The sequence below is a fragment of the Bradyrhizobium sp. UFLA05-125 genome (genome assembly GCF_059803515.1).
Genome location: NZ_JBANBJ010000085.1, coordinates 17,001 through 37,996, shown reverse-complemented (window position 1 = coordinate 37,996; position 20,996 = coordinate 17,001). Strand labels below are relative to the sequence as shown.

The window sequence follows — 20,996 nt, the reverse complement described above, 5'->3', positions numbered from 1 at the left end:
CACTGGAAACGATCGCGCCTTTGGGCGATGATCCCGCCGTCAGCTTCCCGGCTATCGCCAGCTGACCGATCCGGCCCATGCCGGCGAACGTGGTGACACCCACTCAGCTACACCACGCCAAGGGACACGATCCAAGGAGCTATCCGGCGCATCTAATTAGCTGACTTGTTGCTGCTTGGGGACGGTCCTCGCGGCGTGTGACTACACAACGCGGGAAGCGGCAATCGTGGCTCCCGTCGATCCGCCGGGCGGGGATCCCGTGCAGGAGCCGACCGACGTCAAGTACTACCCGTCGGACGAGCCGGTTCGCCTGGGACTGGAGCATTACAACCGCGGCAGTTACGGGCTCGCCCAGCGCTATTTCAAGGACGCTGTCGAGAAATCGCCGAAGGACGTGACGGCCTGGATTGGGCTTGCCGCGAGCTATGATCGGATCCGCCGGTTCGATCTTGCCGATCAGGCTTATGCTCAGGCGATCAAGCTTGGGGGTGAAACCGTTCAAATCCTGAATGATCAGGGATATTCGTACATGCTGCGCGGCAATCTGAGTGCTGCGCGACGCAAGTTCGAGAAGGCCTATTCTCTCGATCCAGGTAACCCGGTCATCGCCAATAACCTCGAGCTTCTCAACGGCAGTCGCAGGTTCATCGAAAGGCCGCCGAACAACCAGCCTTGATAAGCGCCTTCATTCAATTGGCGACGATTTGATCCGACTAGGTTGGGCGCCGGAGCCCGGAAGAATTGACCCAGTCGTCTATGTGGGCCGCCGTGTCGGCTTGGCTGGCCTTCCTCTCAAGCTCCTCTCTCTCCTTGCCGGCATGCATCGTTTTCGCCTGCTCTCGGCTCTCCTGCGCGACCTTCGAGAACTGATCCTGAAGAGAGACTATCTGCCCAAAAGCGTATCGCATGACGCTGCTCCCGCGTTGGCGAAATCGCAATTTTCCAATTTACGGCTGACGTGATGCTCGTGGACTGGAGTTTCCACCCTCTTGCTCTCGAACGCCAGTTCTTTTTGACCGGCATCAAAAGAGATGGGCCCCCATAATCAGTCAGAAGTGATGTCGTGATGTTCGATGTCCCGCTGAAGCCGGGCTTGAAATTGTTGGTCAATTGGCGCGTTCCGTCGCTTGGGCTCGTAGCGCTCCACCAACTTCAGAAGACGTCTTTTGATAAAAGGATCAGCTTGCTCTGCGAGGTCACGCAATATCCTCGCGCGCTGTTTGTTAAATTCATCGTCCAACATCGTCGTCCCCATATACAAAAATGATATTGCAATGAGGTCAGTATAGCGCCTCCTGGTTCTTGAGGAAGCCCCAAACAGGTGTGTTGTTTGACAAGCTCGCGAGCGTGGCAATCAGTGGCCGGCCGCTCTGTCGAGAAACTCCAGCAGAGATGGCGCCACCTCGTCGAGCTCGACGAAGCGACGACGAATCTCATCGGCGATGTCCGCAGTCACATCACGTGACCATCCCTCTATCGGATTGAAGGCAACGATGCGGATGGGATGCTCGTATTGGCCCTCGACCAGGTGCCGCATCAGCGTAACGCGATTGGCGTCCTCTTCGGCAGTCTCGCACCAGGCACACCCAAGCCTGCCCCCGAAGTCTTCAAGCACGAGGTAGATGTCATGGTTGGCTGACGCATGCGGCACGATAGAGGGTGAGCGGCTCATGGGGCCTCCGCCAGAAAGAATTGGCTTTGCTTGATGCCGGCACTCTGAGCCTTTGCGGTGAGAAAGCCATGGATATAAAGAGTTATCCGTAGCCGACGGCGCGCATTGCGCTGCAATAGATCGGATCTGTTCGGGTGTCGAATGCTTAGTCGGATCACCCAAACTTCTTGCGCGGCGATCCAGACCTTTCGCGCTTGTCCACGACGGTTACTTCTTCAACAATATTCCCACCGTCCGCGCCATTCGCCTCACCGAGCCGGCGTGGCGCCCCAGTTCGGCGGCTATTTTCGATGCGCCAACTCCCCGCCGGGCGAGCTTGACCAACTGCCGGACTTCCAGCTCGGTCCATTGCTTTGGCTTCGGTGTCTTCATGGTGCGGCGCTCGACCTGCACCAGTTAACCAGTGAGCCAAGTGGCCAACACTTGGGAAATTTACGGGTGGTTCCGCACGTGGGCATCATCCTTCTGATGAGCGAAGGAGCGGCACACCAGCCGGCCCAAGTACAATCCTTATTGCTCCCTGGAGCGCGGTGCGATGAGATTGGGATGAATCGTCATCGCACTCTAGGATTTTTGCTTGAGCATGATCGCCGCGCAACCGCGTTCCGCGTTTGCCGCGATCACGCTCTAGCCCTCATATTGATCCGGCCCCATCGCCCAGGACGACTGATCGTGGCCGAATGCGTAGTTGCGGTTGGTCAGCGCCGGATTGCGGTTGACCATTGGCCGCATGAACATTGGATGGGTCGCGCTGCGCACCTCGTGCTCGACCGTGAAGAGACGCTTGCCGCCGTCGAGATCGACGATGTCGCAAAACCGGTACTGGTATTGATTGTCCTCGCGGGAGATCAGCTTGCGCGCCGATAGCCTTCGGTAAGGGCCGGAGAAATCGGTGATATACATCTGCACGTGGTGGCCGTCATAATCAGGCTGAGGCCGATCGGTCTCGCGGAACAGGAGATGCTGGTTGCGGCCCGTCTTCACGGCGGCAACCCGGCCGTCGCCGTTCCGCAAGCTAGCGGGCATGCCCATGATCTCGGGATAGAAGGCGCAAATTCCGGGTGCGGATCCGGCCGGCACGTCGAATTCGACGTAGGGAATGCCGAGCGCGATGCGCCCGAAGCGCGCGGCGTCCGGCTCGTAGCAGCGCAGGCGATTGCCCCACGGACAAATCGCCTCGACGTAGTCGTTGTGCTCGGCGAACGCGAACGCCGTGCCCTCGAGCTTGCTCGCGACCGACGCGAGTCGCTGCAGCAGTGCCTCACGCCCCGCAATGACCAGCCCGACGTGACCGCGCAGCACCTGCGGCCTGCCGCTCGGCAAATGAAACTGGCTCTGTCCGGCATTGATCCACATGTTGGTGTCGGACACCATCAGATAGGGGTCGCGGGTGAGCCCGAGCCCCGTGACGTAAAACAAGGTGGCGAGGCGCTGATCCGGGACCTGGACGTTGACGTGCTCGAGATGGATCGCATTGCCGAGATCTTCGGCGGAGCGATCGAATTGATGCGGCATGGATGTACGCTCTGGCTAGGGGACGGACAGACCATACTAGAGCAGAATTTCCGTCAGCCGAAACTGTTGGCCGATCACATCTACGAGCAGAGCATGATGTCCGTTGCCTCCTTGCCGCCGCAGCCAGTCCCTGTAATCTGGCAGAAACACCGGGCAAAATACGATAAGGAAAGCCATCGATGGGGGGAGTTCTGGAGGGCATGCGCGTCCTCGATTTCGGGCGCTATATCGCGGGGCCGTATTGCGCGACGTTGCTGGCCGAGTTCGGCGCCGAGGTCATTCGCGTGGAAAAGCGCGATGGCAGCGAGGACCGTTTCGTGGCGCCCGTCGGCGAAGGCGGTGAAGGCGCGCTGTTTCTACAGATCAACCGCAACAAGAAGTGCATCACGCTCGATCCGATGAAGCCGGAAGGGCAGGAGGTGATGCGCCGCCTGATCGCGACTGCGGACGTCGTCGTCGCCAATTTGCCTCCACAGACCCTGCGCGCGATGAAGCTCGACTACGAGTCATTGAAGGCGATCAAGCCCGACATCATCCTGACGACGGCAACCGCGTTCGGCGGGCCGGGGCCCTGGTCCGACCGCGTCGGCTTCGACGGTGTCGGGCAGGTCATGTCGGGCTCGGTGTACATGACGGGCGCCGGCGATCCGCCTTACCGGGCCGCGGTGAACTGGGTTGATTTCGGTACCGCGTTGCACTGCGCATTCGGGACACTTGCCGCGCTGATCGAGCGCGGCAAGTCCGGGCGCGGGCAGATCGTCGAGGGCGCGCTGCTCGCAACGGCACTGTCCTTCACCAACGCCACGCTGATCGAGCAGGCCGTGATATCGATCAATCGCGTTCCGACCGGCAATCTCGGCCAGACCGCGGCTCCAGCCGACATCTACCGCACCAAGGACGGCTGGGTGCTGTGCCAGGTCACGGGCCATCCGCTGTTCAAACGTTGGGCCAAGCTGATGGGTGAGGAGGAGCAATGGCTCGGTGATCCGCGCTTTGCCGACGATATCAGCCGCGGCAATAACGGCCCTGTCATCAGCGAGCGGATGGCGCGCTGGTGCGCCGAGCGCACCACGCAGGAGGCCGTCGACACGCTGGGACGTGCGATGATTCCGACCGGTCCTGTCCTCAGCCCGCAACAGGCGTTGGATCATCCGCACATCCGGGCTGCCGGATTCATGCAGGATGTCGACTATCCAGGCTTGCCGAAGCCCGCACCGGTGACACGCGCTGCCGTCCGGTTGTCGGAAACGCCGGGTGAAATTGCAACGCGCCCGCCGACGCTCGGCGAGCACACCGATCTCGTGCTGGCCGAACTCGGCTACGATGAGGCTGCGATTGCGGCGCTTCGGCAAGACGGCATCATCTAGAGCATGATCCGGAAAGCTTGAAGCGGCTTTCTCTGGCGACAAACCCGGAACGCGTTTGCGCGGAGACCATGCTCAAACAATTCAGCGAACGCATACGGCCAGCCGTCGATTGGCTAGTTCGAAGCCAGCGCCGTCTTGGCGACCTCGGCCATCCAGCTCGATGCCACCGGCAAGACCGCGTCGTTGAAGTCGTAGCGCGGGCCGTGAAGTTCGGCGCCATCGCGCAAGAGCCCGTTGCCGATCCAGACGAAGGCGCCGGGGCAATGCTGGAGGTAGAAGGCGAAGTCCTCGCCGGCCATGCTCGGCGCGAGGTCGCGGCGCAGCGGCGCCCGCACCTTCTCAGCGGCGATCCGCGCAAGGCCCGCTTCCGCCGGCGTATTGACGACCGTGCCGACGCCGAAGGTGATGTCGGGCGTGACCTTGACACCAAAGCTCATCGCAATTCCGGCGCAGGTCCGCTCGATGCCTTCGACGATGGTATCGCGCACCGCGCCGCGATGATTGCGCAGCGTGCCGCGGATCACCACGCGTCCGGCGACCTGGTTCGCCGCCGTGCCGCCCTCGATCGTGCACAGCGACAACACGGCGGTGTCGAGCGGGTCGACATTGCGCGCCACGATCGATTGCAGCGCCACGATCAGGTGGCCGGCGGCAACGACCGGATCGCGCGTCAGATGCGGCATGCCGGCGTGGCCCGCGTGTCCCTCGATCGTCAACGTGACACGCCCGCCGGAGGCCATGACGACGCCGTCGTGCACCGCGATGGTGCCGGCGTCCAGGCCCGGCCAGTTGTGGAAGCCAAAAATCCGCATCATCGGAAAGCGCTCGAACAGACCGTCCGCGACCATCGCGCGCGAGCCGCCAAAACCTTCCTCGGCCGGCTGGAAAATGAAATCGACGGTGCCGCTCCAGCTCGCATCTGCCGCCAGCAGCGCCGCCGCGCCGAGCAGGGATGCGGTGTGGCCGTCATGGCCGCAGGCATGCATCACGCCTTGATGGCGTGATGCGTAGGCAAGCCCCGTTTCCTCCGTGATCGGCAGCGCATCCATATCGGCGCGCAAGCCGACCCGGCCTTGCGCAGATCCGCGCTTCAGCGTCGCGACGATGCCGTGACCGCCGATGCCGGCCTCGAAGGGAATGCCGAGCTCGGCAAGCTTGTCCTGCACGAAGGCCGAGGTCGCCTTTTCCTGCAAGGACAGTTCGGGATGGGCATGCAGATGCTGGCGCCACGCGGTCAGTTTCTGGTGAAGCTCAGGTGTCAAGGCAGGTGTCTTTCGGATGGTGCCGGCTGTGGTCACCATAGCGGATTATCCGGCCGCCGCATGCAGCGCCAGCAAATGCCTCGCGTGCAGAGGCTGTCGCCCCATCGTCATGGCCGGGCTTGTCCCGGCCATCCACGGCTTGCCTCGCAGGCGCCAAGAACGTGGATGCCCGGGACAAGCCCGGGCATGACGACCTGCTCTCTAAGGCGAAAGCTGTGCCAGCCCCTTCCAGTCGAAGCCGATGCCGTGACCGGGCCGCACTGGCGCCAGCGCCATGCCGCGGTCGAGCACCAGCGGATGCTCGATGTAGCGGTCGAGCCCGAAACCGTGCGCCTCGAGGTAGGAGCGGTTCGGGCAAGCCGCGAGCAGGTGCACCGTGATGTCGTGCGCGCCATGGCTGGTGACGGGCAGGTTGAAGGCCTCGGCGAGCCGGGCGATCTTCATGAAGGCCGTGACGCCGCCGCAATTGGTGACGTCGGGCTCGGGATAGGACACCGCGCCCGCGGCGATGTAGTTCTTGAACTCCCACAGCGAGCGCAGATTTTCCCCCGCCGCGATCGGCACGCCGCCGGACTCAAGGATACGCGCGTGGCTGGCGACGTCGTCGGGGATGATCGGCTCCTCGAGCCAGGTGAGATCGAACGGCTGCAATGCGCGGGCGGCGCGGATCGCCTCCTCGACGGTCCATTTCATGTTGGCATCCGCCATCAGCGGAAAGCCGTCGCCGAGATGCTGTCGCATCGCCGCGACGCGCGCGACGTCGGACTTGAGATCGGGCCGGCCAACCTTCATCTTGATGGCGCGAAAGCCCTTGGCGAGATTGTCGTCCGTCTGCTTGAGAAGCGCCTCGACCGAGAGATCAAGGTCGATGCCGCCGGCATAGCAGGGCACGCGGGCATCGAAACCGCCGAGCAGGCGAAACAGCGGCAGGTTCGCGCGGCGTGCTTTCATATCCCAAAGCGCGATGTCGAGCGCCGAGAGCGCGAGCACCGCGGCGCCGCCGCGTCCGCCATAATGCAGGCCCCACCAGACGTGATGCCAGATCGCCTCGGTATCGTCGGCCTCAAAGCCGTCGATCAGCTCGGGGATTTCTCGTTTCAAGATATCGGCGATCGCGCCGCCATTGCGGCCGACGGTGTAGGTGTAACCTGTTCCTTCCGCGCCATCGGCATCGCGCACGCGGCAGGTGATGAGCTCGAACGCCCGGATCTCGCCATGCGTGCTGTCGGAAAGAGTGACGGGGAGGGGGATTCGGTAGAGTCCGGTCTCGGCCGATGCGATGCGTGCCATGCTTCCATCCCGCATTTTTCTTTGCAGGGTACGCCGATCGCGCCAGCCTAATCAAGCGATAGCTCGCAAGGTTGCTGGAGCGCAGTGAAACCCACGTGCAGTTCAAGGCGGGTTTCACCAAGAACTCGATATTCGACCGGCTACGCAGGAGCTCGGCCGACTTGCGGCCGCAGCGCAGTTCGGGGCACGCATGGGGGCGGATATCAGATCATCGCTGGCGGAATCGGACGGGCGCCGCGCGGGTCGATGTTCGGGTTTGAGGCGACGTAGTCGATCTCCCCACGCGAAATGCCGATATCCATCAATTCCCTGTCACCCAGATCGGACAGGGCGGCCTGCAGCCGCGCGCATTTGCGCCGCTCTTGAAACGCCTGCCAGTGTCTTTCCAGGAATCGGACGACGCGCCGGGCGGAAGCGAGCCGTCTGTATGCTGTTGCACTGTAGATCGTGCTCATGGCGCAATCTCCGGATACTCCTATTGCCGGCACGTGCATCATCGCCGCCGCGTCGCCAGCCGGCAGTCTTCAACATCAACTGTGATCGAAACATCGCTGGCTTAGCTATCAATCGGCAGCGCGCAGCCAACGATTCTGTCTGGCAGAGGCAGGCGCAGCCGTTGCGACGGTGACGTCGAAGGCAACCGCGATAGCTCGGATCCAGAACAATTTCCTGAAGGAAATCTTCTGCGCAGAAAATTTCGCAAACCGACTTCCGTCAAAAATCTTAGCCCGCCGATCGAGTGTCCATTGTGAGCCAATTCACAGTCAGCGGCGAATTTCGACGCCCGCGACAATCTGCCTCGCAGCGTCACGCAAGTCGTGCAGGCTCCATCCCGGCTGGTGCGGATCGGCGGCCAGTGTTGACCGGAACGAACTTTCGCGGCGCGAGCATTCGTTCGATCGCGGGTAGCCGCGGCGAAAGCCAGGCGTGCTCCCTCATCAATTCATGCGTGGCGATTGCGGGCTTGGTGACGTATAAGCCAGAAAAATCAGCGTGCCGATCAGAAGCGTCGCGGCCATGAACAGCAGCACCGCCGGCAGTCCCGCGAGCGCCGCCACTGCGCCGGTGGTCGACTGCATCAGGGCTGCGCCGAGGAAGAAGGCGAGGTTCACCGCGGCGAGTGCTTTGCCTGCAACCTGCGCGTCAACCAGTTGACGTGACATGCCGAACAGCAGCGGCTGCGCGGAGGTCGCAAGGCCAATGAGCACGAACAGCACGAGGTCGTATTGCGGCGGCATGACGGGAACGCCGAACAGCAGAGAGACTGCGTAGTACGGCGCGCCGAACGCCATCAGTGCGAGCAGAAATGCCGCGAGAAGGTGCGCGCCGGCAACCAACTCGCGGCGGCGGCCTAACCAGCGATCGACCATGCCGATGCAAAGCGGGCCGACGATCATCGCGATCGTGAATGCGCCGAGCTCGTTGCCGGCCTCGATCCGCGACAAGCCCTTGATCTCCATCAGCCACGGCCCGCCCCACAGGCCCCGCAGCACCAGCGAGGTCGCAAGCGACACCAGCGCGAGCGCGATCAAGCCGCGCAGGGGGCGTGACAAGCCGAGTCGCAGCACCTCGATCATCTGCGACAGAGGCGAGGAATCGTCCTTGTGCTCGGCCGGCTGGTTCGGCACCAGCGCAAAGACGGCGAGTGCTACCAGGATGCCCGCGCCGCCCGAGATCCAGAATCCCGCGCGCCAGCCGTAATGATCGACCACGAAGGCGAGCGGGCTCGACGACAGCAGCATGCCGATATTGCCGATCGAGAGGATTGCACCCGACCACAGGCCGAACCGCGCCGCCGACAATTGCTTGGCAGCCAGCGTCATCGGGCACATCAGCATGCCGGAGGTGGCAACGCCCAGCAGCAATTGCCCGAACGCAAAACTTTCCGGCCCTGTCGCAAAGCCGGAAGCCGTTGCGCCGACCACGGTCCCGCCGAGCAGGCTGAGCGACACCGGACGCACGCCAAAACGGTCCATCGCCGCGCCAACCGGGATTTGGGCTGCGGCAAAGGCGAAATGATAGACCGAGGTGAGGCTGGCCAGCGCCTGCGCCTTGATGCCGAAATCCGTCGCCATCAGATCGAGGCTGACCGCCGGAATGGTGCGCAGCAAGGTCGAGAGCATGTGTCCGCACGCGAGCGCGATCAGCGCAAGGATCAGCGCGCGGGTGCCAACTCCCGCTTCCTCCGTGGCCACCGCAGTCATGAGCGTCCCATCCCGAAAAGCTTTTCGGTGGCGTTACACGATCGGAAGGAGGGTGCCAACTGCGGGAAAGACAGCCCCGTCATTCCGGATCAGAAAGGTTCATGCAGGCACGCAAACCCGCGCATCAATCGCGTCACGAAATGTCGTGATTCGTTGCGCCATCGTGGGGCCGGAGGAGAGCCTCAAAGCGAAGCGATCGCGCGTTTGATTGGCGGCTGCGATATTGGAGCTCACGCAAGACGAACGGGCCGATCGCTTCGGTTGTTCGAAGCGATCGGCCGAGTCTTGGGAGGAACCGCCCGTCGGGCGCGGCAAAGCAAGCTAACGCTTAACCTGTGAGTCAGCCTAATCCGTTTAGGGGACGCGGACTATGATCCAGGTCACATAAGAGATGGCTCTGACCGTCGAATTAGGGAACGAAGCCACGGCAGGCCCACGCGACGTTTGCAAAGGACCTCGGGCCATCGGGCCGGCCGGCCTCGTAGGCATCGCGCATGGCGGCGTCGATGCGTGCTCGCTCCGCAGCGTCGAGCGCTGCCACATACTTGCCGAGCGGCCCTTCGCCAGCGGCAATCGGCTCCCAATAGTCGGCAAAGCTTTGGTAGTCCATACGGATCATCAGCTCCACTTCCGCAACGTCCACGAGACCCTGTTCGACAAAAGTTCGTCTCAATTCGCCCGGCTGCATCATAGGTTGAAAGAAATAGCGACTGCGCAACTGGCGCCCGCTTTCACCGAGTGCCGCCACCGTATCGACCATCATGCGCATGCCGGGCATGCCGCCGAGATGATCCCACACCGCCGCCGCGACCACGCCGCCCGACCGAACGACGCGGCGCATCTCGGCGACTGCCTTGCCCGCTTCGGGAACGAAGTGGAGCACGAGAAGCGCCAAGGCGCGGTCGAACGTGCCGTCCTTGAAGGGCAGGGCGCAGGCATCCGCTTGTCGGGCGCTTATTCGCGGGTTTGTGTTGCGCCGGATCACCTCCTCGACAAAGACCGGTGAATAGTCGATCGCGGCAATCTCCGCGAGGTCGGCGGCGTTGGCGAGCGCGAAGGTCAAGCTCCCGGTGCCGCAGCCGACGTCGAGAATCCTTTCGCCGTCGGCGACCCCTGTGAAGTCGATGAATAGCCGGGCGAGCCTTCGGCTCCAGCGGCCCATGAGCTGCTCATAGCCCGCGGCGTTGTGGACGTTGAATTCGGAGGTCATCGAAGTCTCCGTGCGCTCGCCAGACTTCTGGACCCGGCGAGCTCGCTTTGACGGCTACCATGCCTCATCGAGGCCGAGATGCTCGAACACTTCGCGACGAAGCTCAACGAAGCGCGGATCGCCCCGGTGGCGGGGATAGGGCTGGCTGTTGACGACTTCGGCCTTGATCCGTGCAGGTCGATCGCTCAGCACGATGACGCGGCCGGCGAGCAGGAGCGCCTCCTCGACATCGTGCGTGACCAGCAGCGCCGTGAAGCTCGAGCGCTGCCAAAGTGATACAAGTTCCGCCTGCATGGCGATGCGAGTCAGCGAGTCGAGCTGACCCAAAGGCTCGTCGAGAATGAGCAGCTTCGGGTCGTTGACCAGCGCGCGCGCCAGAGCGGCGCGTTGTGCCATGCCTCCGGAAAGCTGGTGCGGGTAGGCGTTGGCGAAGCTCGTGAGCCCGACGAGGCGCAAGGCGTCCTCAATACGTCCGCGATGGGTGCGCAGCAACCCGCGTGCTTCCAGTCCCAGAGCAACGTTGCTCCACACTGTCCGCCATGGATAAAGCGTGGGGTCTTGAAAAACGACGACTCGCGACGGATCGGGTGCTTCGATCTCCCTTCCCTCCGTTAGCAGGGCGCCGGCAGTTGGAGTGTCGAGCCCCGCGACCAGTCGCAGCAAGGTCGATTTTCCGCACCCGCTCGGTCCCAGGAGAGCGACAAATTCGCCGCGGCCGACCTGCATGCTGATGCGGTCCAATACAGGCAGGGGCTGGCCTTCGAGATCGAAGCGATGGCTCACTTCGCGGATCGTCAGCGTCGATCCGTGGACCGGCTGTTCGCCTGCGATCGCCGCTACCATCGCACCAGGCCTTTCTGCCAGGATAGCAGGCGGTCCCGCAAGCGGAACAGCAGCGTGATCAGCCCGGAGCACAAGAACGCCATGAGCAGCAGCGCGGCGTACATGTTGGCATAGGCCGCCCAGCCCTGCGCCCATTGCAGATACCAGCCAAGCCCCGACTTCACGCCCAGCATTTCGGCTACGACGAGAACTGCAAACGAGTTGCCGAGGCCCATGAACAGGCCAACGAAGACATGCGGCATTGCCGCCGGAATGGCAACCTTGAGCACGAGGAAGCGCTGGGATGCTCCCAATGTCCGCGCGATGTCGTAATAGGCGGTCTTCACGCCTGCGACACCCGACCAGGTGAGCACGGTGACCGGAAACCCGGTGGCGAGCGCAATCAGGAAAATGCTGGCGCTGAAACTCGACGGGAAAACGAAAAATGCGAGCGGCAGCCAGGCCGTCGCGGGCAGCGGCCCGATGAACCGCAACACCGGGTGGATCCAATAGCCGGCGAGCCGCGACCAGCCGATCGCCACGCCGGTCACGAATCCCACCGCGGCACCGATAAAATAACCGGTCGCGAGCAGACGAGCAGAGGCGAAGGTGCCTTCAGCCAGCCGCCCCCAGTCGTCGATTACGACTTCGACGATGGCCTGCGGCGGCGGAAAAAACGGTAACGGAAGCAATCCGAGCTTTGCTGTCACGGCTTCCCAGGCAGCAAAAAACAGCGCGAGCGCGAACAGCCATGGGAAAAGCCGCTTGAGACGTTGGAAAGCGGCAAAACGAACGCCGGCAAAGGCCACCACGGCGAGGGCGGCGGCCAATGCTCCGCAGGCAATGGCGAAGCCGCCCGTGTAGGTCCAATCGTTTTCGGGTTTGTCCGGCCAGAACGCAGTGAGCGCGGCAACCATGGACCATGCGGCGGCCACTGACAGTCCACCGATCAACGGCCCTGTGGCTGAACTTTCAAAAAAGCCGAAACCCGATTTCTCTGATGGCCTCGGCGCTTCGTCGATGACCGAGCTCACTGCGGATCTTCCAGTTCAGCTTAGAACGTCAAGATAAATACGTTCGGCGAACTTGGCCGGGTCAGTGCTTCGCTTGATGACGTTCACTGCCTTGAGTTCGTCGGTGTACAGTAGAAGTTGCTTCTTGAGCGTCGCCCCGACGGGATGATTGTGGTGAGTATGGCTGCGATACATCGTGGCGAGATCCTCCAGGGACCCTTTGCCGCCGTAGCCCGAATAGATTGCTGCGGCATCGGCGGGATCGTCGGCGACGTGGTCTGCCCCCTCCAGGATCGATCGCGTCAGAGCGGCCGCCACCGGCATTTCGTTTCGGGTGAGGCTGCCGCGTATCGCGAGAACGCAGCAGGTGCGGTCGGCGAACTCACCCGTCAAGTTTGTCGCGATCTCGTTGAGCTTGCCGTCCTTGAGCCACAGATAGGGCAGCGGATCGATCTCGGCCAGCGCCTGCACTTCGCCCTTATCGACGGCGAGCGCGAGCAGATTGGCCGGGTATTGGCGCCACTCTACCTCTTGGGCCGGATCGATGCCTTTCTTGGCGAGGTAGATCGCAAAGAAGTTCTTCGCTGGGCTCGCTTGATCGCTGATCGCGATAGACTTGCCGCGCAGGGACTCCAGGCTGTCGATATTCGCAGCCTTGGAGCCGAGGAGCCGGATGCAGCCGCCATGCACACCGGCGGTGAGCCGAACGTCGAAGCCCTGCTCCAGTGGCTTGAGCCAGCGCAGGGCCAATCCTAAACCGGCATCCGCCTTGCCCGTTGCAATCGCCTCCAGCAACTGGTCGGTCGAACCGCCGAAATTGACGAAATCGACATCCAGGTTGTGCTTGGCGAAGATACCCCGTTCCTTTGCGACTGGCGCGGCGACCGTGCATGCCGCGTTTGCGTTCCAGGCGAGTTTCAGTTGGCGGGGCGGGCCTTGCAACTCTTCACCGTTCGCTGCGACGCGGCAAATAAAAGGCTCGGCCGGAATATAAGACAGCGATCCAGTCCCGGATGCCGTCAGCGCGCGAGCCGCTCCAAACATCCCAAATGGCGCGGCGGCGCCAAGGGTGCAAGCCAGCGTCAGCACCGAGCGGCGCGAGAAGGCGCCCTGTTTCGCTTCGGTCAGATCTTTCGTCAAGCTGTTGTCAATTTCGCGCTTTTCCATGTGTCGCTCCCAAACTCGCGTGTGAATGGAAAAAACCCATCGGAACCGGGTGGCGCTTTGCGGGGCCTTAGCTCGCCTCTCTTGCTTTGGGCATCATCCGAGCCCGTCGGCTAAACAGCTGTGAAGCGTTTCACATTAACGCAAAAAATTGAACGCAAAAAATTGGGATGAGTTAGCCGCGCGGCGATAAGCCTCTCGTCAATCGTGTTGACCTACTCGCGGCAGCGCCTGGCACATTTGATCGTGATCGGCGCGCGCAGATGGTCGATATTTCAGTCTTCGCTTGCTTGATCAATGGAATTGCCATCAATCTTGCGCCGAAGGCATCCTTCCCAGGAGGTCGCATGATTACCGCCGTTGTACGATACAAACTTCCACCGCAGATCGACTACGCCGCGTGTCGCGAGCACTTTCACAAGATCGCACCCAACTTCCGCGAGGTGACGGGGCTGATCAGCAAGCACTTCATCTGGTCCGAAAGCGGCTGGGCCGGCGGCGTGTACCAGTGGGAGCGCGTCGAGGACGCCAAAGCGTTCTATACCGGGCCGTGGCTCGAGGGCATCATCCAGCGCTACGGCATGAAGCCGCAGATCGATTTGTACGAGGTTTTTGCGGTGACCGACAACGCGGTCGGCAAGGTTGAACTGTTCAAGGAGACCGTTGCTGCCAAATGACTCCGAGCAGATCTCGCCCTGCTGCGCCAGGAGCGGACCTTCCCTTCGGGATCGAAGCCAGAAAGTGTGCTTCACCTCGCACGGTCACGCTTTGTCAGGCAAGCGCCCGCGCATGACGTCCAACCAAGGCTCTGCATATCTCAGGGTTTCGGCTGCATGCCCTGCAGAAAGCGAAGCGGGTTGAGTGGGCCAATGGGGATCAGTTCGAAGCTCATCATGTGTGCTTTACCCAAAGGCAGCTTTTCGAGCATTTCGTGAGCGACGGCCGGATCGGTGACGTTGATGATGAACACCACGCCCGGCTTTCCCTGGAGCGAGTACCACTGCTCGATCTTGCCATCGAGGTAGAGGTCGACAGTTTCCCGAACTTCCTCCGGCAGGACAGCAAACACCTGCGATTGTTCGAAACCGGGATTGATGGTCCCGATGGCGAGGATTTTGGTCGTCGGCGTCGTTTTCATAGCGGCTCCTTGTGCGTTTGCGGAATTGAAGCCGACAAGGCAACCAATGAGTGCCAATGCGGCGGCAGAAACGAATTTCATGTCGTCTCCCTCCGTGTGTCGCTCAGGCGACCGGGTCAACCCATTGGGAGAGCATCGCCTGCATGGCAGCCGGATAGCAACGATTATCGCCTTCTCCGCGGAGGCGCGCAGTCCATTGAATGATGAGGGTCAAGGGGCGGCGCACGACGAAAGGGCCGACCGCTCGAAGCGTCGGCCAGTCTCACTCGAGCTCCCTGAGCAGTCTCCGCGTCTCACCCAACAATTCCCGAATTTGCTTTTGCTCGGCGATGCCCTTCTTCGTGAACAGCCCATGCTTCCGCGCATTCCGGTTTCCCTCTGGCGCGCCCGATCCGTCCGCACCACCGTGCATTCGGCAGCGCCTCTTACCCTGCGTTGCCGGTGCGCGGCAGGTGCCGCCGCTGCGCGTTCTGGCGCCGCAGCGCGGGCTTGCCAGCATCGCGCTCGTGGTGCGGGCGTGACCGCTGCTCATGCGGAGGCATCTTGGCTTGCGTTGACGGGCTCCCGTTCGCCGACGATTGGCATCGGGACTGTCCGCGCATCCGCCAGCGCAGCCACCTCGCTCGGTTGCGCAACGATCATGCGCGCATGCTGCGTGACGTTGCCGACGATGGCCTTGCCGCCGTGCTGCACCGACAGGTTTTGCACGGTGATGGCCGGCTCGCTCTTGTTCCTGTAACGATTGAGCGCCTCGATCTGGGCCGGGAACGTGCGCACGAGCTTGCCGAGCGCACGCGCGGCGCTGTCCTGGCACTGGATGTCGACGGCGCTGGCGAGGTGATGGGCACTTCGCATCGCGATGACGTGCACGCAGACCATCTGCGCCGCCAGCATGGCCTCGATGGCGTCCCTGGGCTTGATGCCTTGCATCATCGAAATCATGAAGGCGAGATTGGCGTGGTCGAGCTTGCTGCCGTTCACACTCGCCTTCACCAATTGCTTGAGAATGCCGTACATGGCGTCGCTGTCCGCGACCCCGAACGAATCCGCCATCAGCCGCTCGCCGGCCTCCAGATCCGGATGGTCGATCGCAAAGCCGCGTTTGGAGAACTTGATCCGCGGGAATTCTGTCGTTTGCGGTCGATCGCCTGATGTGATCGCCGCCGCGTCGTGGTTCGAAGATGCCGTCATGTCGATGCTTCCTTTCGGCCGGCGCAGGCGCAGGGGGGACTGCGCGCAAGGCCGATTGCCTGCCCGCGGCCTGCTGGACCGATTGCTGATGTGGATGAGGGTGAATTGCGCGCAAACTGTCGCGACGCGCTTTTGCCGGGCACGCCGTGGGTCACTTCAGGGATTTGGCAATGATGACATCATGCCGGTGATTTGCCCGACGTGTCAAATGATTTCGTAAAATCGTAAGCTGTCGCGCCGGCACCTCGCCCCTCTCTCGCAAGCGGGAGAGGGAGCGCACCCGTGGTCGCTGTCACAGCCACAGGATCTGCTTGCGATAGCTGAGGTCCGTCAGAAGCGGCTTGGCCGGGCCCTCGTGGAACACGGCGCCGCGCTCCAGCGCGAAGACGCGGTCGGCGAGCGCGAGCACGAGGTCGAGATTGTGCTCGACGATCACGATCGACATGTGCCGGCGAAGCTGGTCGAACACTTTGAACAGCTCGAGCGTCACCGCCGGCGCCAGGCCTTCGAAGGGCTCGTCGAGCAGCAGCAGGCGGACATTGCCGGACATCGCGCGTGCGACCGCCACCATCTGCTGCTCGCCGCCGGAGAGATAGTCGGCCGCGACGTTCATGCGCTCCTTCAGCCGCGGGAATGTGTGCAGGATCTGCGTCTCGTCCCAGACCACGCCGTCGCTGCCGTCGGTCTTGCGCGCGAGTCGCCCGAGCGCGAGGTTCTCGCGCACGGTCATGCCGGCGAACAGGCCGCGGCCCTGCGGCACATAGCCGATGCCGCGGCGCGCGATGTCGGGTGCTGCGAGGTGCGCGATATCCTCGCCGCGATAGTCGATACTGCCTGACGCCGCAGGCACGAGGCCTGCGAGCGTCTTCAGCAGCGTCGACTTGCCGGCGCCGTTGCGGCCCAGGAGCGCGACGATCTCGCCCTCGCGCACGTCGAGCGAGGCGTCATTGAGGATGTGGCTCTTGCCGTAAAACGTGTTGACGCGCTCGATGCGCAGGATGGGTTTCGTTTCGCTGGTCGCATCATCGCTGCGCTGATGCGCGACCGCGGGGATGCCCGTGCCGGTGTAGATCTCCTGCACCCGCAGGTCTGCGCGCACTGCCTCAGGGCAGGCCGACATCAGCACCTCGCCCTGGTTCATCACCGTGACCACTGCTGAGAATCCGAGTACGCGGTCGATGTCGTGCTCGACGATCAGCACGGGAATGTCGGCCGCGATGTTCTTGACGAGGCTGGAGACGCGCTCGCGCTCGGCCGCGGCAAGCCCTGCGAGCGGCTCGTCGAGCAGCAGCACCTGCGGCTTGGAGCCAAGGGCGATGCCGAGATCGACCAGCCGCTGCCCGCCATAGGAGAGCTCGCCGCCCTCGATCTCCTCGATGCCTTCGAGCCCGAGGAACTTGGCCAGCTCGGCGGTCTCGGCGTGGATTTCTTCGTAGGCGTCGATGTCATTCCAGATGTTGAAACGCATCGGCCGGCGCGCCTGAAGCGAGAGCCTTAGGTTCTCGTAGATGGTCAGCCCGCGGAACAGGTTGGTGATCTGGAACGAGCGTGCCAGACCTTGATGGCAGATCACGTTCGATGGCACGCCCGCAACGTCTCGGCCGTTGAGGCGGATGCTGCCCTGGTCGGGCGCGTAGAGGCCGGAGACCAGGTTGAACAGCGTGGTCTTGCCGGCGCCGTTCGGGCCGATCAGCGCGTGGATCTCGCCGCCACTGATGCTGATGCTCGCATCGTGCACGGCACGGATGCCGCCGAACTTCTTCGAGACACCGCTCACCTCCAGCGCCGTTCCCGGAAGCGCCTGCGGGCGCAGAAAGGCCGGCAGCGGCAGGCCGTCATAGATCTTTCGCCGGCTCATCGCGGCCGCTTCTTCGCTCGCGGGCCGCAAGCGACGCATGATCAGTGCACCGATGCCGACCAGGCCGCTGGGCGAATACATCACGAAGGCCACGAAAGTGATGCCGAACCAGAACAGCCAGTCCGACGTCCAGATCGAGAACAGCTCGCGGAACAGGATGAAGAACAGCGCACCTAACGCGGGGCCCAGCAGGCTGCGCATACCGCCGATCACGACCATCGCAAGCAGCTCGCCGGCAAACGGGACGGAGACGGCCTCCGCCGAGACGAGGTAGTTCAGGAACGCGATCAGCGCTCCGGCGATGCCCGTGACCACCGCCGAGATCACGAACACCGCGAGCTTGTAGCGTTCGACCGGATAGCCCTGGAACGTCGCGCGCAACTGGTTCTCGCGGATCGCGACCAGCACATGGCCGAAGGGCGAGCGCACCAGGCGCAAGAGGACGTAGAGCACGAGCAAGCCAATCACCGCGACGACGACGTAGTAGGCGAGCGCATGATCGAGATCGAGCGGGCCGAAGTGGCCGCGCTTCAGGCCGGCAAGGCCATCTTCGCCGCCGGTGAGGCTCGTCCAGCGGAACGCCGTCGTATAGACCAGCGCTGCGAGCGCCAGCGTCAAAAGCGAGAAGTAGACGCCGCGCCGGCGCAGGATCAGCGCGCCGACGACCACTGAAGCCGCGGCGACGATGACCGTCGAGAACAGCAGCGGCAGCCAGATCTCGCCGGGGAAGAAGCGAAGCTGGATCAGCCCGGCCGCGTACGCGCCGACGCCGAACCAGGTGCTGTGGCCGAAGGAGACGAGGCCGGTGTAGCCGATGCAGAGATTGAGCCCCATGGTGGCGATCGCAAGGCCGACCACCCAGGTGCCGGTATTGATCGACAGGCCGAGGGCCCTGAGCAGGAAGGGCAGCGCGATGACTGCGACCGCCGCGACCAGCAGCGGCTTCAGCTTGTCGAGGGTGGATGCGCGCCTCATTCGAACTTCTCGATGCGTTCGCCGAGCAGGCCGCGCGGGCGCACCAGCAGCACCAAAAACATCAGGATGTAGATCGAGGCTTCACCCGCGGCCGGCTCGAAATGGATGGCGATGCCGCGCACGACGCCGACGAGGAGGGCAGCGATGACGACGCCCCAAAAACTGCCGAGCCCTCCGATCACGACGACGACGAAGGCGACCGTCATGATCTCGGCGCCCATCGCAGGATGTACGGTCGTGATCGGCGCGAAGAAGGCGCCGCCGAGCGCGGCCATGCCGACGCCGAGCATGACGATCGCGGTCATGTACGGCTGAAGGCGGATGCCGAGCGCCGCGACCATGTCCGGCCGCTGGATGCCGGCGCGCACGACGCGTCCGAACGATGTCTTGTGCAGGAGCAGCCAGATGCCAACGAGCACCACTGCCACCACCGCCAATATCAGCAGGCGATAACGCGAGAACAGGAAATCACCGACGATCACCGAGCCGCGAAAACTTTGCGGAATCTCGGCCGACACCGGCGCCGCGCCCCAGATCATGCGGATCGCCTGCTCGGCGACCATGGCAAGGCCGAAGGTCACAAGAAGACTGAGGATCGGGTCTGACGTATAGAAGCGGCGCAGGATGAAGCGCTCGAAGAGAATGCCGAGCAGCGCCACGGCGAGCGGCGAGATCACGACAGACGCGCCGAAACCGAGGTGATGCGTCAACTCGACGAAGACATAGGCGCCGAGCGCATAGAAGGCGCCGTGCGCGAGATTGACGATGCCGCCGACGGAGAAGATCAACGACAGCCCGAGCGCAATGAGCAGGTAATAGCCGCCGAGCACGAGGCCATTCACCACCTGTTCCAGCAAAAACTCGAACTGCATGTTGCGTCCATCACCTTGGCAAAGCGGCGCCGGCTGCTCTGCCGACGCCGCTGGCGCCAACTGACCATTTTGCGCGAGCGTGCGTCAGGCCTTCATTTCGCAGGGATTCTGTTCCCTGGTCGGATAGATCTGTTCCAACGGATCGTTCGCCGCCGGGACGGCATCGCCCAGCACAAGCATGTCCCACTGGTCCTTCATCTGCTCCTTCGGCTTCACCGTGAACGGGTAGGCCTCCTGCACGAGCTGATGATCCCAGGAGCGGAAGTAGGCCTTGCGCGCCTTGCCGATGTCGAACTGGGACTGCTTCTCGAAATAACCGATCAGCTCGCTGCTGTCGGTCGACTTGGTCGTGTTGATTGCCTCAGCGAGCAGCTTGAGCGTCACGTAGTCGATCCAAGCGTGGTTTTCCGGCGGCTTGCCGTATTTCTTGATGAAGGCGGCGACGAACGCCTTCGAGGTCGGGTTGTCCAGCGTGTGATACCAGACAGTCGGCCAGGTGCCGCTGAGATTGCCGGCGCCTGCCGCCCAGGCATCGCCGGTGTTGAGGTTGAAGCCGACCAGCGGGTAGGGCAGGCCGAACTCGGCATATTGCTTGACGAGATTGGTGACCTGGTTGCCGGCGAGGTTGCAGCACACCACATCGGGCTTGGCCTGCCGCACCTTCAGCAGATATGGGCTGAAGTCGGTGACGTCGGTTGCGATCAGCTCGTCGCCGATCAGATTGGCCTCGTGCGTGCCGAAGAAGGCCTTGGCCGCCTTCAGGAGGTCGTGGCCGAAGATGTAGTCGGCGGTGAGCGTGAAGAACTTCTTGCCCTTCACCATGCCCTTCTGCGACAGCGCGGTGCCGACCGCATTGACCATCACGGTATTGGGGATGTCGCAGTGGAAGGAGTATTTGTTGCAGTTCTTGCCGCGCAGCGCGTCGGAGCGCGCGCCGGTCGAGAAGAACACCTTCTTGTTGCGTTCGGCGACCTGCATGATCGTGAGCGAGGACGCCGACGAAATTTCGCCGAGCAGCACTACCGCGCCGTCCTGCTCCAGCATCCGCTGCGCCTTGGTCGCTGCGGTCGCGGGGTTGATGGAGTCCTCGGAGAGGAGATCGATCTGCTTGCCCAGAATGCCGCCGGACTGGTTGATCTCCTCGGCGGCGAGCTTCACGCCGAGCTGGGCGTAGCCGCCGATCACGCCGAGAAAGCCCGTCAGCGGCGTCAGGTGTCCGATCCTGATCTTTTCCACCTGGGCGCGCGCGATCGCGGGAAATCCGAGCGCGGATGCACCGGCAAACGCAGCGCTCGCCTTTAGCAATGTCCGTCGGCTGGTGCGGATCATCTCAAAGCCTCCCTCCCGGTGCATCGCGGTGTCTCCCTTCAGTACCGACGATGCGATATTGTGAGAGACGTTTTTCTAATGCTGGAGGATAATCCCGAACGGCTTCGCCGGTGT

22 protein-coding genes are annotated in these 20,996 nt (G+C 62.9%); 3 read left to right on the top strand and 19 right to left on the bottom strand.

Going from position 1 to position 20,996, the window contains the following annotated elements; all coding sequences use genetic code 11:
- The first annotated feature begins 226 nt into the window (after nt 1-226).
- Nucleotides 227-676, top strand: coding sequence for a tetratricopeptide repeat protein (locus SO156_RS39850; protein WP_458143644.1), 450 nt, complete (start codon nt 227-229; stop codon nt 674-676).
- 37 nt (nt 677-713) lie between these two features.
- Here the strand turns inward: SO156_RS39850 and SO156_RS39845 are convergent, their stop codons facing one another.
- From SO156_RS39845 to SO156_RS39825, 5 genes are all read right to left on the bottom strand, one after another.
- Nucleotides 714-908 carry a hypothetical protein gene (locus SO156_RS39845; protein WP_498538591.1) on the bottom strand — a complete coding sequence of 65 codons (195 nt, stop codon included), beginning with the start codon at nt 906-908 and terminating at the stop codon, nt 714-716.
- A gap of 137 nt (nt 909-1,045) precedes the next feature.
- Nucleotides 1,046-1,243 carry a hypothetical protein gene (locus SO156_RS39840; RefSeq protein WP_498538590.1) on the bottom strand — a complete coding sequence of 66 codons (198 nt, stop codon included), beginning with the start codon at nt 1,241-1,243 and terminating at the stop codon, nt 1,046-1,048.
- 111 nt (nt 1,244-1,354) lie between these two features.
- Nucleotides 1,355-1,672 (bottom strand): hypothetical protein, encoded by a 318-nt coding sequence (locus tag SO156_RS39835; RefSeq protein WP_458143641.1) that lies wholly within the window; start codon nt 1,670-1,672, stop codon nt 1,355-1,357.
- 207 nt (nt 1,673-1,879) lie between these two features.
- Nucleotides 1,880-2,065, bottom strand: a complete 186-nt coding sequence (locus tag SO156_RS39830; protein ID WP_458143640.1) for a hypothetical protein — start codon at nt 2,063-2,065, stop codon at nt 1,880-1,882.
- A 234-nt stretch (nt 2,066-2,299) separates the two neighbouring features.
- A complete protein-coding gene (locus SO156_RS39825) occupies nt 2,300-3,187 on the bottom strand; it encodes a VOC family protein (protein ID WP_458143639.1) in 888 nt (295 codons plus the stop codon).
- Nucleotides 3,188-3,366: 179 nt separating this feature from the next.
- Here SO156_RS39825 and SO156_RS39820 point away from each other — a divergent pair, with 179 nt between their 5' ends.
- The gene (locus SO156_RS39820; protein ID WP_458143638.1) at nt 3,367-4,554 is read left to right on the top strand and encodes a CaiB/BaiF CoA transferase family protein; all 1,188 of its coding nucleotides are present in this window, start codon (nt 3,367-3,369) and stop codon (nt 4,552-4,554) included.
- A 113-nt stretch (nt 4,555-4,667) separates the two neighbouring features.
- On the opposite strand, the gene SO156_RS39815 is transcribed toward SO156_RS39820, so the two are convergent.
- The 8 genes from SO156_RS39815 to SO156_RS39780 form a co-directional block, all read right to left on the bottom strand.
- Nucleotides 4,668-5,816: an amidohydrolase gene (locus SO156_RS39815; RefSeq protein WP_458143821.1), complete on the bottom strand. Its 1,149-nt coding sequence runs from the start codon at nt 5,814-5,816 to the stop codon at nt 4,668-4,670.
- 201 nt (nt 5,817-6,017) lie between these two features.
- Complete coding sequence (locus SO156_RS39810) at nt 6,018-7,106, bottom strand: mandelate racemase/muconate lactonizing enzyme family protein (protein WP_498538589.1); 1,089 nt, start codon at nt 7,104-7,106, stop codon at nt 6,018-6,020.
- Between the two features lie 203 nt (nt 7,107-7,309).
- The gene (locus SO156_RS39805; protein ID WP_498538588.1) at nt 7,310-7,561 is read right to left on the bottom strand and encodes a DUF1127 domain-containing protein; all 252 of its coding nucleotides are present in this window, start codon (nt 7,559-7,561) and stop codon (nt 7,310-7,312) included.
- Between the two features lie 483 nt (nt 7,562-8,044).
- Nucleotides 8,045-9,310, bottom strand: coding sequence for an MFS transporter (locus SO156_RS39800; protein WP_498538587.1), 1,266 nt, complete (start codon nt 9,308-9,310; stop codon nt 8,045-8,047).
- A 409-nt stretch (nt 9,311-9,719) separates the two neighbouring features.
- Nucleotides 9,720-10,520 (bottom strand): class I SAM-dependent methyltransferase, encoded by an 801-nt coding sequence (locus SO156_RS39795; protein ID WP_498538586.1) that lies wholly within the window; start codon nt 10,518-10,520, stop codon nt 9,720-9,722.
- Between the two features lie 54 nt (nt 10,521-10,574).
- Entirely contained in the window at nt 10,575-11,363 is a 789-nt protein-coding gene (locus tag SO156_RS39790; protein WP_458143633.1) for an ABC transporter ATP-binding protein, read from the bottom strand.
- A complete protein-coding gene (locus SO156_RS39785) occupies nt 11,357-12,364 on the bottom strand; it encodes an ABC transporter permease (protein ID WP_458143820.1) in 1,008 nt (335 codons plus the stop codon). The genes SO156_RS39790 and SO156_RS39785 overlap by 7 nt, the downstream gene beginning before the upstream one ends.
- 27 nt (nt 12,365-12,391) lie before the next feature.
- On the bottom strand, nt 12,392-13,522 hold the full coding sequence (locus SO156_RS39780) for an ABC transporter substrate-binding protein (RefSeq protein WP_498538585.1): 1,131 nt from the start codon (nt 13,520-13,522) through the stop codon (nt 12,392-12,394).
- Nucleotides 13,523-13,866: 344 nt separating this feature from the next.
- Between SO156_RS39780 and SO156_RS39775 the strand changes: the two genes are divergently transcribed.
- A complete protein-coding gene (locus SO156_RS39775; protein ID WP_498538584.1) occupies nt 13,867-14,196 on the top strand; it encodes a hypothetical protein in 330 nt (109 codons plus the stop codon).
- Nucleotides 14,197-14,336: 140 nt separating this feature from the next.
- On the opposite strand, the gene SO156_RS39770 is transcribed toward SO156_RS39775, so the two are convergent.
- From SO156_RS39770 to SO156_RS39745, 6 genes are all read right to left on the bottom strand, one after another.
- Nucleotides 14,337-14,738: a hypothetical protein gene (locus SO156_RS39770; protein ID WP_498538583.1), complete on the bottom strand. Its 402-nt coding sequence runs from the start codon at nt 14,736-14,738 to the stop codon at nt 14,337-14,339.
- A gap of 181 nt (nt 14,739-14,919) precedes the next feature.
- Entirely contained in the window at nt 14,920-15,156 is a 237-nt protein-coding gene (locus SO156_RS39765; protein WP_498538593.1) for an HGGxSTG domain-containing protein, read from the bottom strand.
- A gap of 29 nt (nt 15,157-15,185) precedes the next feature.
- Nucleotides 15,186-15,848 carry a hypothetical protein gene (locus SO156_RS39760; protein ID WP_498538582.1) on the bottom strand — a complete coding sequence of 221 codons (663 nt, stop codon included), beginning with the start codon at nt 15,846-15,848 and terminating at the stop codon, nt 15,186-15,188.
- Between the two features lie 292 nt (nt 15,849-16,140).
- On the bottom strand, nt 16,141-18,681 hold the full coding sequence (locus SO156_RS39755; protein ID WP_498538581.1) for a branched-chain amino acid ABC transporter ATP-binding protein/permease: 2,541 nt from the start codon (nt 18,679-18,681) through the stop codon (nt 16,141-16,143).
- Nucleotides 18,678-19,553: a branched-chain amino acid ABC transporter permease gene (locus SO156_RS39750; protein ID WP_498538580.1), complete on the bottom strand. Its 876-nt coding sequence runs from the start codon at nt 19,551-19,553 to the stop codon at nt 18,678-18,680. The genes SO156_RS39755 and SO156_RS39750 overlap by 4 nt, the downstream gene beginning before the upstream one ends.
- An 84-nt stretch (nt 19,554-19,637) precedes the next feature.
- Complete coding sequence (locus SO156_RS39745) at nt 19,638-20,906, bottom strand: ABC transporter substrate-binding protein (protein ID WP_458143626.1); 1,269 nt, start codon at nt 20,904-20,906, stop codon at nt 19,638-19,640.
- Nucleotides 20,907-20,996: the final 90 nt, after the last annotated feature.

What these genes read in the sequence shown, in the direction of transcription:
- SO156_RS39845 (WP_498538591.1), bottom strand. Translation starts at nt 908, where the DNA reads ATGCGATACGCTTTTGGGCAGATAGTCTCTCTTCAGGATCAGTTCTCG.
- SO156_RS39840 (WP_498538590.1), bottom strand. Translation starts at nt 1,243, where the DNA reads ATGTTGGACGATGAATTTAACAAACAGCGCGCGAGGATATTGCGTGAC.
- SO156_RS39835 (WP_458143641.1), bottom strand. Translation starts at nt 1,672, where the DNA reads ATGAGCCGCTCACCCTCTATCGTGCCGCATGCGTCAGCCAACCATGAC.
- SO156_RS39825 (WP_458143639.1), bottom strand. Translation starts at nt 3,187, where the DNA reads ATGCCGCATCAATTCGATCGCTCCGCCGAAGATCTCGGCAATGCGATC.
- SO156_RS39820 (WP_458143638.1), top strand. Translation starts at nt 3,367, where the DNA reads ATGGGGGGAGTTCTGGAGGGCATGCGCGTCCTCGATTTCGGGCGCTAT.
- SO156_RS39810 (WP_498538589.1), bottom strand. Translation starts at nt 7,106, where the DNA reads ATGGCACGCATCGCATCGGCCGAGACCGGACTCTACCGAATCCCCCTC.
- SO156_RS39805 (WP_498538588.1), bottom strand. Translation starts at nt 7,561, where the DNA reads ATGAGCACGATCTACAGTGCAACAGCATACAGACGGCTCGCTTCCGCC.
- SO156_RS39800 (WP_498538587.1), bottom strand. Translation starts at nt 9,310, where the DNA reads ATGACTGCGGTGGCCACGGAGGAAGCGGGAGTTGGCACCCGCGCGCTG.
- SO156_RS39795 (WP_498538586.1), bottom strand. Translation starts at nt 10,520, where the DNA reads ATGACCTCCGAATTCAACGTCCACAACGCCGCGGGCTATGAGCAGCTC.
- SO156_RS39790 (WP_458143633.1), bottom strand. Translation starts at nt 11,363, where the DNA reads ATGGTAGCGGCGATCGCAGGCGAACAGCCGGTCCACGGATCGACGCTG.
- SO156_RS39780 (WP_498538585.1), bottom strand. Translation starts at nt 13,522, where the DNA reads ATGGAAAAGCGCGAAATTGACAACAGCTTGACGAAAGATCTGACCGAA.
- SO156_RS39775 (WP_498538584.1), top strand. Translation starts at nt 13,867, where the DNA reads ATGATTACCGCCGTTGTACGATACAAACTTCCACCGCAGATCGACTAC.
- SO156_RS39770 (WP_498538583.1), bottom strand. Translation starts at nt 14,738, where the DNA reads ATGAAATTCGTTTCTGCCGCCGCATTGGCACTCATTGGTTGCCTTGTC.
- SO156_RS39765 (WP_498538593.1), bottom strand. Translation starts at nt 15,156, where the DNA reads ATGCTGGCAAGCCCGCGCTGCGGCGCCAGAACGCGCAGCGGCGGCACC.
- SO156_RS39760 (WP_498538582.1), bottom strand. Translation starts at nt 15,848, where the DNA reads ATGACGGCATCTTCGAACCACGACGCGGCGGCGATCACATCAGGCGAT.
- SO156_RS39755 (WP_498538581.1), bottom strand. Translation starts at nt 18,681, where the DNA reads ATGAGGCGCGCATCCACCCTCGACAAGCTGAAGCCGCTGCTGGTCGCG.
- SO156_RS39750 (WP_498538580.1), bottom strand. Translation starts at nt 19,553, where the DNA reads ATGCAGTTCGAGTTTTTGCTGGAACAGGTGGTGAATGGCCTCGTGCTC.
- SO156_RS39745 (WP_458143626.1), bottom strand. Translation starts at nt 20,906, where the DNA reads ATGCACCGGGAGGGAGGCTTTGAGATGATCCGCACCAGCCGACGGACA.